This window comes from Paenibacillus hunanensis (assembly GCF_014645615.1).
Classification (GTDB): Bacteria; Bacillota; Bacilli; order Paenibacillales; family Paenibacillaceae; genus Saccharibacillus; species Saccharibacillus hunanensis.
Window position 1 is genome coordinate 546,028 of sequence record NZ_BMMB01000004.1, and the last position, 13,131, is coordinate 559,158.

Sequence of the window (13,131 nt, forward strand, 5' to 3'; positions counted from 1 at the left end):
AAAGCTGGGATATGGAAATGGAGGAGCAAGACGATGGTGAAGAAAATACAACCCCTGTGGGTTGCAGGACTGGCATTGACCATACTAGTAGCAGGCTGTTCAAGCAAGCAAGCTGAACCTGTATCCACGAATGCAAGCACGGTGACGGTAGCTAAGGTTCAATCTGTACCGTTGAATGCAGTCTATGATCTATCCGGTACACTGGCTGCGGTGCAGCAGTCGCCGGTTGCTTTTGAACTTGGTGGTACGGTCGATAGCATCCGTGTAGATGTTGGCGATTCGGTTAACAAGGGACAGTCAATTGCGGCGCTAGATAGTGCTGATCTACAGCTCAAGGTAAGCGAGGCACAGGAAGCGGTACAGCAAGCGAGTGCAGGCTTGACTGCGGCGAATGCTTCACTGAGCAATGCAACAGCGGTTCGATCGGCAGCACAAGCGGGCGTATCTGCCGCTGAAGCGCAGGTGGAAGGTGCGAAGGCGAAGCAGCAGGGCGTACTGGATGGTGCGCGTGAGCAGGAGAAGCAGCAAGCGCGTAATGCCGTGAGCAAGGCGCAAGCGGCGTATAATCAGGCGAAGTCAGCCGCAGAGCGAGCAGAGACATTGTTCCAGAATGGACTGTTAACGAAGCAGGAGAATGAGCAGGCACAGACTTCATTTGCTACCGCGAAGGATGCACTGGACGATGCGAATCAGCAGCTCTCCTTAACGCTGGCAGGTGCGAGTAGCTCGGATCGGGCGAGCGCAGCATCTGCGGTGAAGCAGGCGCAGGTAGGTGTACAATCTGCTCAGGCACAGGTATCGCAAGCAAGTGCAGGTATCGAGCAAGCACAGGCAAGCGTACAGCAGGCTCAGGCTTCCTATGACCAGGCGAATGTATCGCTCGCACAGGCGAAGCTGGCATTATCCAAGTCTCAGCTCAAGTCTCAGGTGAGCGGTGTTGTACTGGAGAAGGACATCTCGGTCGGACAGACGGTTGCAGCAGGCACGACTGCTTTTACAATCGGTCAGATCAATCAGTTAAAGGTGCTATTGCCTGTACCGGATGAACAGATTGCACAGTGGAAGACGGGTCAGCAGGTGAGTTTGAGTCTATATGATGAACAGCGTACCGGACGCGTCACAAATATCTATCCGAAGACGAATGACAATACCGGTACGATTAACGTAGAGGTACAGCTGAGCAATCCGAAGCAGGATTGGAAGCCAGGTCAGGTTGTGAAGGCATCGCGCGATGTACAGTCCAAAAAGGGCATTATGGTGCCTGTCGAAGCGGTAGTCAGCATGGACGATTCACCGTATGTATACCGCAGTGTCAATGGCAAGGCTGTACGTACCCCTGTGAAAACAGGTGATCTGATGGACAACAAGCTCGTCATTACCGACGGCTTAAAGGTTGGCGATACGATCGTCACCTCAGGTGCCGATCGATTGATGGATGGTGATAGCATTACAGCGCAGGCTGCCGGAGGTACGAATGCCACCAGTGGATCGCAGGAAGGCAGTGCACAATGATTCCATATCTCGTTAAGAAGAGCAAGATTACACTGCTTTTTTTCGCACTGCTGATCGGGATCGGGGCATTTAGCGGATTCGGCTTACCGAAGCAGCTCATGCCGGATATCGTGGTGAAGCAAGCGACCGTTACGACGGTGTATGCAGGAGCTACACCAGAGCTGATCGAGACCACTGTGACGAGGGTACTGGAGTCGAAGATCAAGGAAGTATCCAATCTCAAGACGGTCAGCTCGGTATCGATGTCAGGTGTATCTGTCATTACACTGGAGACACAGCCAACCGCGGATGCCCCAACCGTGTGGAGCGAGCTGCGTAAGAAGGTTGAAGATGCGAAGGCAGATTTGCCAGATGGTGCAGATGCGCCAGTCATTAATGATAATTTGACCAAAGCCTTCGTCCAGTCATTCGCCATCTATGGTGATAGTGCGCAGAATCTATGGAAGCTACAGGACTTGATGACCGATTGGCGCGATCAGCTACGCTCGGTTCCGGGTGTGACGGATGTAGCGATTACAGGCTTGCCGAAGCAGCAGGTGCGGATCGAAGCGAATATGTCCAAGCTCCAGCAATATGGCATTCCATGGGAATCGATTCTGAATGCTGTGCAAAAGGAAAATGACCGCGTTCCAACAGGTACGCTCGATTATGAGAAGCGTAGCTACCAGCTGACCGTACCGGTCGATCATGATGCGTCCAGCTTGGAAAAGGTAGTCGTATTCAAGTCGGACAATGGCACGCCTGTCTACTTGAAGGATGTAGCTAGCGTCCAGATGGCGAATGAAAAGGTAGAGTATAACAGCTACTATAACGGACAGCCATCGATCTCGATTCAGATTAATAGTGAGGTTGGCTCGGATGTGCCATCCATGTATGAGCGTGTGAACGCGAAGATGGATGAACTCAAGACGACCCTACCATCTAACCTGAAAATCGATTCTCTATTCGCGCAAAAGAACGAAACGGATCGTATTTTCCACAATCTGTTCGTAGAGATGATGATTGCGATTGCTGTCGTGATCGTGGTCTGTATGATGGGCTTGAATCTGCTCACGTCTTCCTTTGTCGCACTGGCGATTCCGATCTCGATTGCGATAGCGATGATGTTCCTGCCGGGAATGGATATTACGCTGAATCAGATTACCGTTGTCGGTCTGATTATCGTACTCGGTATACTCGTCGATGATGCGGTTGTCGTTAACGATAATATTGAACGCAGGCTATTCGTGCTACGAGAGCGCCCTTATGAAGCGGCGATCAACGGGACGAAGGAGGTCGCGATCTCGATTCTGACGGCGACGCTGGCAACGATTGCGGCTTTTGCACCGCTGATGTTCTTAACAGGCGATGTGGGTGCATTTATTAAGCCGATTCCAGTCGTGATTTCCCTTGCTATGCTCGCATCGATGGCAATGTCGCTCACGGTTATTCCGATCTTCCGGATCTGGTATGAGAAACGCAATATTTTAAAAGGTAAAAAGCGTGCGAACAACAAGCCAGCGGGCTTGCTCGGCAAGCAGATTCAGAGTGTCTCGGATAGCTATGCACATCGCTTGATGCCGAAGGTGTTGAAGCGTCCAATGCTAGTGGCGCTGGTGGGCTTGATTGTGAGTACATGCATTTATGGATTGGCGATGTTCACGCCGGTGCAGCTGTTCCCGCGCTCCAGTAATCCAGAGCTGACGATCAAGATCACGATGCCAACGGGTTCGTCGATTGAGGACACCGATAGCACCGTGCGTCAGATTGCCAAATGGGCGCAAAAGCAGCCCGGTGTAGAAGCGGTATCGTCTGCATCCGGTGGAACCGCGCCACCGCTCTTTTACAATATTACGAATATCGCTTCCTTCTCGACCAATCAGGGCGAGGTACTACTCAAGGGCGAGCTTGGAAAGCTCGATAGTACCGCTGCTGTAGCGAATTGGCCGCAGCAATTGAAGCAGATGTTCCCGCAGGTGACCACATCGGTAACGCAGACCGAGCTGGGTATTCCAGTAGGGAAGCCTGTTTCCATCCGTATTCTCGGTACCGATCTGAAGGAGCTGCGCAAGCTGACTGATCAGGTGAAAAATGTCGTAGCTTCAACGAATGGAACGAGCAATATTAGCGATACGATGGGCGTGCAGGATTATACGCTGGACTTTGAAGTGAATCGTGCAGCAATGGATCGCTACAATGTAACGTATGAAAATCTAACGCGTACGCTACTCATGACAGGTACAGGTGTGAAGGTGGGCGAGTTCGATAATGGACGCGATCTGGTAGATATCAAAATCTTTATGAAGGATGCGCCATCGACCGACCCGGCGATTCTGTTCCAGCAGGTGAATGTGACGAACTCGAATAATGTACAGGTGCCGCTGACACAGCTCGTGAATATTCATCCAGCGTTCTCGATCAAGCAGATTAACCATTATAATCTGTCGCGCTCCAATACGATTGAGGCGGATGTGACTGGACGTACAGCAACAGAAGTGATGCAGGATGTGAATGTCGGCATGGCGAAAATTAATTTCCCACCAGGCTATTCATGGGAAGTTGGCGGTGAGACATCGAAGCAAAGTGATATTTTTATCGATCTGGCGAAGTTATTTGCGATCGTCGTTGTATTGATCTTTATTTTGATCGCGATGCAATTCTATTCGATGTGGATTCCGCTGATCGTTATGACGACCGTGTATCTGGCGGCTGCCGGAGGGGTGTTAGGTCTATTTATTAGTCAGACACCGATAGGCTTTATGTCGATTATGGGTGTGATTGCACTCGCAGGGATTGTTGTGCGAAACGGGATTGTATTGATTGAGTTTATCGAAGATGCACGTCATGAGGGACTCGAAATGAAAGAAGCTGTGATTCAGGCTGCATCTGCTCGTTTCCGACCGATCCTGCTTACCTCGCTGGCCGCGATTGTTGCACTATTGCCAATGGCAACGGTGGGTGAACAGTTATTCCGTCCGCTGGCGATTGCGATTGTATTCGGATTGGTATTTTCGACATTGCTTACCTTGTTCGTCGTGCCATCACTGTATATGGTACTAGCGCGTTATAACGACAAGCGGAAAGCACGCAAAGCAGAGCAGGAGGCACAATTGGAGGAAAGGCTGAAGGAGTGGTAATGTACTCCTTTTGCATAAATGGTGTAATCATTCGTGATACTTGCTCCTGTGTGGGTATTTGAGTACGATTTAGGTACAATGGGAGCTATACCGCTACACCGCATACAGGATATTAGAATACAATAATGATCAAGCATTCATTCGCCTTTAGCCTTTAGTGAACAGCCTTTCTTCCATGCTTAAATGATCAATAGATAAGATAACCCTGATGAGATAACAGTTCATAAAAGAAGCAGCTCCTGCGGTTCCAGTGCCAGTAAAGGCAGGAATAGCAGGAGCTGCTTTTTTATAAACACACGCGGAACCGTAGCTTATCGAAATGAGGTAGAAAAGTAATAGAGACGCTATTATTTCACATCAATACCGATCAATGCAGTCACTACACCGTTATCCTCTGCATACAGTGATATCCGGCGGTTGTCGGGACTCCAGCGAATTGAGGTATTATACGCCTGAAATTCAGTCGTAACCGGAGTCGTCGTTCCGGTACTGCGATTGAAAATGTACAGCCCTTTCATACCTTGCTGGCTTTCCTGATAAATGGAGAAGGCGAGCATGCTGCCATCTGGTGACCATGCGGGTCGACCGAGTAGTGTGCCTTCAGCAACTTTGCCAAGCACCTTACCGTTATTATCGATCACCGTTAGCTTGCCCGGCTCCGATTCCTTATGACCGACCTGCTGAATGACGATCGATTGACCATCAGGTGCAACGTCAAAGTTCCACACATCACTCGCAATCGACTTGGACTGTAGGCTACCTTCTTCTACACGATTTAGTGCAGAGCCACCTACGAAATAGATCGTTCCATTAACCTGCTGTACCTGCATGATCGTATCTTTGATGTTATCGCCTTGAAGCTTGAGCGTCGTTTTATGACCTTGCAGGTCAATGATCTGTAAGCCAGTATCCGGTGTACCGCTGATCAGATGGGAATTATCCGCCCATTTGAACTCATTGACCATATCGATATTACCAATCGTTACGATATCGCCGGATTCGATATCGAGAATATAGCCCTTGATCGTATAACGGTCATTCTCTACACCCTCTGTAAAAAATACATGCTTCGCATCCGGTGAAGCCTCGGCAAGCAGCTGAATGCCTTTGCGATGTGGTGTGAGTGGATGCTCCTTCCCTGTAGCGGCATTATGCACAATCAATCGATTGCCACGATCGATAATAATCTCATCCGCAGATAGCCAGGAACGACCATAGGCATCGTCCAGCTTGTCCAGTGAAGAGAGACTGATTGTAGGCTCTACAGGTCTGCTTGCCGCTTGATCGACGACGGTTAGATTCTGATCATTACCGCAACCAGCTAATAGCAACAGGCTTAGTACAGCACAGCTTGCAAGTAGCTTGCTGTAGCGTTTACGCCGATGTGTTCCTTTGAATAAGTGAGGTGTGGGGGCAGAATGGGCTGAGCGCAGCCCGCGGGGGTACATCATAACAATTCAACTCCTGTATCTAAATAATGATCCGACCAGATGATATACTACCCATTTCAGCATTCCTATCATCTGCGGTCTTTCGTGTGTCCTTAGCGTATCATCTGCACATCTCGGTGATATGTACAATTGTATCGAACTTGTAAACAGCTATCGATTGGGATCTTTCGTTATTGAATCGTGCAAATGTGTTGTTCATGGTATGATGAACAGGAAGCGCAGTCATTACACCTATCGTCTGCTTGTAGGAGCTTGGAGTATCCGGTGAAGCAAGCTTCTTGCTCGCGCTAGGATCGTAGCGAATCGCTGGTATCGTTGCAATTATAATGAGCCTGGGAAATGCCGTACGACCTGCAAGCAGGAGTGGACGCCATGCCGATATCATGTGGAGGTGAATAGCATGAACGATAACATTAGAGACAGACAACGGCTGCGTATACAGCTTTTGCAGGATTTATATGAGTATCATTTTGGACCGGAAGAGCGTTCGTTTCACTTGCCTGGACCGAAGAAAAATGTAGGGCCATTAACAGACAAAGAAACGCGCCTCGCTTATGATTATTTACACAAAAAAGGCTTGATCGATATCAAGGACGTGGTGGGCTATATGCACTTCTCTATCACACCGCAGGGTATTGACCTGATTGAAGAGCGTATACTGGGTGAGCGTGCAGAACAGATATAGCTCATTGCTTATGCCCATGACAACAGGTGACTGATGAAGTCAGCGCTTGAACGAAATAGGCATAACGAGAGTTGCACACATAGGGAAGAATAAGCGAATCATGATGAAAGGAACCCCATTGCATGTATGAACAGCAATGGGGTTCCTTTTTGCATTATAGCAGGATACAACATAGGGCGTAATAAGCGACAGGCTATAGAGAATGTATGGTTTCATAGGTAGATTGTCGCTTACCGAAGCGGCATTTCCAGTACGAATACATTGCCATGCTCATCGGATGAGGCGATATACAGATTGCCCTCCATTCGCTGGGCAAGACGTCGTGCGAGTGGCAAGCCAAGCCCTGTACCGCTACTCGTACGCGAGCGATTCTGGCTCAGCGTGGTATACGGCTCAAATACGAGCTCCTGCTGATCCGCTGGAATCATCGGGCCAGAGCTACGAATGCGAATTTGCACGATTTCATCGCGAAGCTGACTTTCGACTACAATCCAGCCATGCTGGGGAAGATTGTATTTAACGGCATTGTCGAGTAGATTGAGCAAAATATGCATCAGATGCTTCGGATCAGCAAGCAGCTGCACCGACTGATCGAGCTTCACATCAAGCTGGATGCCTGCACTGGTCGCTTTGCCGCGTGTTCGAGCGGCGGCGTCCTCGATTAGCTCATTCAGCTGTACCTGCTCAGGATGCAGCTCGAAGTCGTATTTATCCAGCAGCGATAAGCGGATCGAATCCTCAATGAGCTCAATCAACCGACGAATTTCAGATGAAATGCTCGCGCTTGCTTCACGCACTAGCTCAGGATCATCCCCATACATCCCTAGCAGGTCGGCATACGATTGGATGGAGGTGGCAGGCGTTTTTAGCTCATGGCTAATATTGCCGATGAATGCCTTTTGCAGCTGCTCCAGTGCAGAGAGCTTGGTTACCGCTTGCTGTAGCTGTAGCTTCTCCTGCTCTAATAAATTCATGCTTCGCTCGATCATGCCGCCCATCTCAGTAATACTGTCACCTAGCTCACCTAGCTCATCGGAGCGCTTGAGCAGGGCATGCTGCTCGTCTGGGTAACGACCACGAGCGATTGCACGAGCTTCCGTCATTAAGGTATGAATGTCACGGGTCTGCCGATGAATGTACAGCCAGCCGATGAGGAAGCTGCTGGCAAGTACAGCGGCACCTGTCCATAGACAGAGCATGAGCATATTATGGTAAAACTCCTGCTGCTCTGCAATCGATAGGTGTAGCTGAATCACACCGAGCAGCTGATCGGCACCATAGACAGGTGCCAAATACAGCACATTCGAGCCTTCCGTAATATACGCGGTCTGTCCTTGCAGTGCATATCGCATCGCTGCGCTCACATCACTACGGCGAGCCAGCGGCAAAGAATCACCGCGTAGCTCGCCGTTTCGATCATATACAATCACTCGCATATTACTGGCTGCACCCAGATCAACCGCCAGCTCAGCTGCTCGCCTTTGCATAAATAATAGCGGAGATAATCGCTCGCCACTCAAATACGCCTGCTGAATACGCAGCTGCATCAGATCGCTCTGGCGTAGCAAGAGCTGTTCTGTCTGCTGCTGCTGATTACTGCGAATACCGGATAGTACAAGTAGACTAAGCACAGTAACGGTAAATAACAGCAGGGCACCGAGCAGCAATGGGAATTTCCAGCGTAAGCCGAGCCGAGGGTGAAGCAGTGAACGTGCTCTCATGCCTGCGGCTCCGAGCGATAGCCGATCCCGTAAACCGTTTGCAATAGTGACTGGTGCGGATCAAGCTTCTTGCGCAGTCGTTGAATATGAATATCAACGGTACGTGTCTCGCCTAAATAATCCATTCCCCAGACCAGCTCCAGTAGCTCATCTCGTGTATATACACGTCCGGGATGTGTAGCCAACAGCAGCAACAGATCGAATTCCTTGGGCGTAAGCTCCAGTGACTGACCATCGATTCGCGCTTCACGACTGGCAGGCTGTACGGTGAGTGGGCCGAGTGTTCGCGGCTCATCGAGTGGTGGGGGTGCATTTTCCCGATCCACACGACGAGCGAGCGCCTTGATCCGTGCGATCAATTCACGAATATCAAAAGGCTTGGCAACATAGTCATCCGCACCAAGCTCCAAACCCAGCACACGGTCAATCACATCATCGCGTGCAGTTAGCAGGACAATGCCTAAGCCGCGGCGTTGCTCCAGCCTGCGGCATACTTCATAGCCATCCATTTCAGGCATCATCACATCAAGCACGAGCACATCCGGACGGAACTGTTCTACACGCACTAGCGCGTCTCTGCCATCGGTTGCCGTCTCGACTGTAAAATGCTCCCGTTTGAGCGCGTAGGCAATCGAGTTGCGAATGGCAGCTTCATCATCCGCAATCAGCACACGTGTAGACATGGACAGGCTCCTTTCCCATCATTAATCGGTAATGGTATCATTGTAATATTCGATAATGTCTTTACGACGGATAATGCCAAGGAACATGCCTTCATTATCAGTGACCGGAACAAAGTTCTGATCAGCAGCGCGATTCAGCATATCTTCCATGTTCGCAGTGATGACGACACTCTCATTATGTACACGGCGCTGAATATCCGTAAGCGGTACATGACGCATCGCTTCAAAGTCAAGATTGAACGCATTTTTGAGCTTCCATAGTAGATCACCCTCGGATAATGTGCCTACATATTTTCCCTGCTCATCAATAATAGGGATAGCTGAATACGGATGACGCTCTAGCTGCTCCAGCGCTTCCAGCATGGAGGCTTTCGACGATACATAAGTAACCTGCTCTTTAGGCAGGAGGAAATGTGAGATTTGCACAAATGTCACTCCTTTACATCATATGTTATCAATAATATTTCCATTAAAACACATTTTGAATCGCATGTGTAAAGGTTTACAGCATTGTAGCCACAAAGCAGGCAATGCATAACGCCATATTTTCGACCAGGGAGCGATAAGAATGAAGACCAAGCAACAGCTAATTGATGCGATTGTAACGCAGTTTCAAAAGACCGAGCTATACAGGGATGACCGTATTCAGTGGGTCGAAGCCGCCTTTGACGATTCATGGCATGGTGATCTGGAACCGCAGATTGCGATTGATCCGGATGGATATAGACTACTACTATATGAGCGTGGAATTCAAATAATGAACAAAAAAATGAGTCCAGAGCGTGAACACGATATCATTTACTGGATACTAGATAGCTGTATTCAGACGGCGGCTTATCTGGAGCTGCTGGATCGGCATGGGATTGAATCGGGTAAAGGTCATTTACAGATGACAGCTACCGTGCAGGCGGAGTGGTCGGCATTGATTGGGCGCGCATTTGCAGCGACGGATGCTATATATGAGGAGATGTATCGTAGTGGGAAAAGAGGAGAGCTAGAACAGATGTAATGATGCAGCTATATCAGGCTCTGCTCCACTACCAATAAAGCGACAAAAGCTGGATGAATATAGATAGAGGCTATTGCGCTGGATGTGTAGCGTATCACCTATCGATGAAGACATTATTCCTAGGAATAATGTCTTTTTTTGTAGTGATTTTCATTGTGTAAGTATTGATTTTGAACAATAAAATGCCGATATATGAATCAATCCTTATACACCAAATATAGGAATTATATCTATTGCTATCACTTACATTCAATTATATTCTTTAATTGGAAATTGATAATTTAATTAATTGAGTGAATGTGATGAATTGCTACAAAATTTATAAATTGCTACAGGGGGATATGCCGGTATGGAAAAATTGAGTGAGCAAGTTACAGACGAATTGGTCGTACGCGCATTGCAAGAAAATTTGGCTATTATTCGATTTGATACGGAGCATCGTGTAGCTTATGTAAATGATATTTTTGCGCGTGTGGTCGGTTATTCGCCAAGCGAGATGATCGGCATGCATCACCGTAATTTATGCTTTGCTGACTTTGCGAATAGCTCAGAATACGTATCCTTTTGGGACAATCTATTTACAGGGATAACCTTTCACGATAGAATTTTACGCCGTAATTCAAATGATGATGAGGTATGGCTGGAAGCGACCTATATGCCCGTATGGGATCAAGCACGCCGTCATGTCATCGGTGTAACCAAGGTCGCCACCGATATTACCGAACGTCATCACCATCTGAGCCATGTTGTAGATGATCTGCAAAATACAGCAAAAATGCTCCATCAGCGTTCATCTGACGGTATGCTGCACAGTGAGGAGCTGCTCGTCAGTATGGAGCAGATCGCGCAGGTGACCTCAGCCAATGGAGATACGATTCATCGACTGCAAGAGCAAGCTTACGAAATTCAGGATGTCGTACAAACGATTCGTAAAATCGCCTCGCAAACGCAAATGCTCGCCCTGAACGCAGCGATTGAAGCCGCACGCGCTGGTGACTTTGGACGTGGCTTTAATGTAGTTGCACAGGAGGTCGGCAAGCTATCGAATATGGTGCAGGAATCGATCACTCAGGTGAAGCGTAGCGTTGACGCAATGGACTTAGAGGTGCGCAAAATCTCCAATACGACGGTAGAGGTGGAGCAGAGTGTCAAGCGTGGACAGGAGCGTATGCAGACGGCGATGGAATCGTTTACTGCAATCTTTACATCAGCCAATGAGCTGAACATTCAGGCGGATCGAGTGACGCATGAGATTTGAGGATCAGTTATAGAGTGGAAAGATTGGATCGCAGGTTATTTTAAAAGAGCCTTGTCTGTTACGGAAGAGAATCACTCCAGCATCATAACACGAAGCCTAGTCTATACAATGAATAGCCAAACCAATACAGCCAGAGTCAGCAGAGGATCATCATATCCTCCGACTCTGGCTTTTTGCATAGCGTTTTACCGTGTTGGGATATCCAAGCGACAAGCTTCTACACTGATAACATACATTTATGTATCTATACATCATATTCGATAGAATTTGTTTAAATAAATTTAATGAAACAATTAAATATGTTGAAAGAAAAATATAGATATGATAGAGTGAACTCGTCAGATGACATTGTCAGATTCAACTACCCGTGTTTTACACATAAAAAGGAGGAGCTTATGAAGCCCCAATTTCGTTATTTAGATCAACCGGTATTAGAGCCGATGCCTGGATGTGCCTGGGCAGATAAAATGGTGCTAAATCCAGCTATCGTAAAAGACCCGGAATCCGATACGATCCATATGCTATTTAGAGCGACAGGCCCGTGGTCAGAGAAGAAGCGGGAGGGCTGCCATGATCCGTATCCTATCTTCTTAGGTTATGCGAAAAGTGATGATCGAGGACAGACCTGGGATGCTGATTTCTCCAGACCTGCACTGGCTCCAGCGCTTGGATATGAAGAAGAGGAGCTATATATTACCGATATTGATGGAAATCGTGTTCGGAATTACGCGAATGGCTGCATCGAAGATCCACGCATTTTCCCGATTGAGGGTGAGCTGTATATGTCGGTCGCCTGTCGTATTTTCCCACCAGGGCCTTACTGGCTGAGTGATCAGGAGCCACCTGTGGAGACGCGATTCGAATATGTACCGGATTGGATTTTCCATACGAGTGATGCGGATGCCTTTGTACAAACTGCTCGTGCCAATGATACGGTCACTGTGCTGTATAAGCTGAATCTGGATCAGCTGAAATGTGGTAATTATGAACACGCATTTGCTTATATCGGCCCACTCACAGAAGGACACATTAGCGATAATCGAGATGTTTTTTTATTTCCAGACAAAATGCGTATCGCTGATCAGGAACGCTATGTTATGCTTCATCGCCCGATGAATGTAAAGCCCTTTCCAGAAGGGGAGTGTGTACAAAAGCCATCAATCTATCTAGCCAGTGCGAATACGATAGAGGAATTCGCTTCGTCGCAGGCAGAGCATCGATTGCTCGCAGCCCCGATATTTGATTGGGAGGAGAATCGTATCGGTGCTAGCTGGCCGCCGCTAAAAATTAACGAGCGAGAATGGCTTATTCCGTATCATGGCAAGAAAAATGTGCAATTTGGCTATACACAATCCTTTATGATTGTGGAAGAGCAGGAACATGATTATCCTATATTAACGCACCGCTGCCCGGATCGGCTTATGTATGCAGAGCGTGAATGGGAGATGCCTTCGGACTATCCAACGCCATGCTTATTTACAACCGGAGGCGTAATTATAGATGGTGAATTGATCATGGCTTATGGTGCGGCAGATCAGAAGGTTGGCATCTCCTGGGTGAATCTGGAGCAGCTGATCCAGCATATTCGCCAATATGATGCAGAAGGTAAGCAGCTGCACACCACTTCAGTATAACTACGTATATATGACACTATACCCTTGAAACAAGCAGATATAGATAGACTATGCTGCTTATT

At 48.2% G+C, this 13,131-nt stretch carries 10 protein-coding genes; 6 read left to right on the top strand and 4 right to left on the bottom strand.

Translation table 11 applies throughout. The features are described from left to right. The first annotated feature begins 33 nt into the window (after window positions 1-33). Together IEX62_RS11155 and IEX62_RS11160 are read left to right on the top strand one after the other, a co-directional pair. Window positions 34-1,512, top strand: a complete 1,479-nt coding sequence (locus IEX62_RS11155; RefSeq protein WP_188775567.1) for an efflux RND transporter periplasmic adaptor subunit — start codon at window positions 34-36, stop codon at window positions 1,510-1,512. After that, window positions 1,509-4,628 (top strand): efflux RND transporter permease subunit, encoded by a 3,120-nt coding sequence (locus tag IEX62_RS11160; protein WP_188775568.1) that lies wholly within the window; start codon window positions 1,509-1,511, stop codon window positions 4,626-4,628. The genes IEX62_RS11155 and IEX62_RS11160 overlap by 4 nt, the downstream gene beginning before the upstream one ends. Window positions 4,629-4,975: 347 nt before the next feature. Here the strand turns inward: IEX62_RS11160 and IEX62_RS11165 are convergent, their stop codons facing one another. Next, window positions 4,976-6,079, bottom strand: coding sequence for a WD40 repeat domain-containing protein (locus tag IEX62_RS11165; RefSeq protein WP_229685723.1), 1,104 nt, complete (start codon window positions 6,077-6,079; stop codon window positions 4,976-4,978). Between the two features lie 400 nt (window positions 6,080-6,479). On the opposite strand from IEX62_RS11165, the gene IEX62_RS11170 reads away from it, so the two are divergent. Continuing rightward, window positions 6,480-6,764 carry a hypothetical protein gene (locus tag IEX62_RS11170; protein WP_188775569.1) on the top strand — a complete coding sequence of 95 codons (285 nt, stop codon included), beginning with the start codon at window positions 6,480-6,482 and terminating at the stop codon, window positions 6,762-6,764. 230 nt (window positions 6,765-6,994) lie between these two features. Here IEX62_RS11170 and IEX62_RS11175 read toward each other — a convergent pair whose 3' ends face one another. Genes IEX62_RS11175 through IEX62_RS11185 form a run of 3 tightly spaced genes read right to left on the bottom strand, consistent with a single transcriptional unit; the run spans window position 6,995 to window position 9,594 of the window. After that, entirely contained in the window at window positions 6,995-8,485 is a 1,491-nt protein-coding gene (locus tag IEX62_RS11175) for a sensor histidine kinase (protein ID WP_188775570.1), read from the bottom strand. Further along, a complete protein-coding gene (locus tag IEX62_RS11180) occupies window positions 8,482-9,168 on the bottom strand; it encodes a response regulator transcription factor (protein ID WP_188775571.1) in 687 nt (228 codons plus the stop codon). Before IEX62_RS11180 ends, IEX62_RS11175 begins: the two co-directional genes overlap by 4 nt. A 21-nt stretch (window positions 9,169-9,189) precedes the next feature. Next, window positions 9,190-9,594, bottom strand: coding sequence for a CBS domain-containing protein (locus IEX62_RS11185; RefSeq protein WP_188775572.1), 405 nt, complete (start codon window positions 9,592-9,594; stop codon window positions 9,190-9,192). A gap of 142 nt (window positions 9,595-9,736) precedes the next feature. Here IEX62_RS11185 and IEX62_RS11190 point away from each other — a divergent pair, with 142 nt between their 5' ends. The 3 genes from IEX62_RS11190 (at window position 9,737) to IEX62_RS11200 (ending at window position 13,069) form a co-directional block, all read left to right on the top strand. After that, a complete protein-coding gene (locus IEX62_RS11190; protein ID WP_188775573.1) occupies window positions 9,737-10,177 on the top strand; it encodes an Imm63 family immunity protein in 441 nt (146 codons plus the stop codon). A gap of 349 nt (window positions 10,178-10,526) precedes the next feature. Further along, window positions 10,527-11,435, top strand: a complete 909-nt coding sequence (locus IEX62_RS11195) for a methyl-accepting chemotaxis protein (RefSeq protein WP_188775574.1) — start codon at window positions 10,527-10,529, stop codon at window positions 11,433-11,435. 395 nt (window positions 11,436-11,830) lie between these two features. Continuing rightward, the gene (locus tag IEX62_RS11200; RefSeq protein ID WP_188775575.1) at window positions 11,831-13,069 is read left to right on the top strand and encodes a glycoside hydrolase family 130 protein; all 1,239 of its coding nucleotides are present in this window, start codon (window positions 11,831-11,833) and stop codon (window positions 13,067-13,069) included. Window positions 13,070-13,131 lie beyond the last annotated feature (62 nt).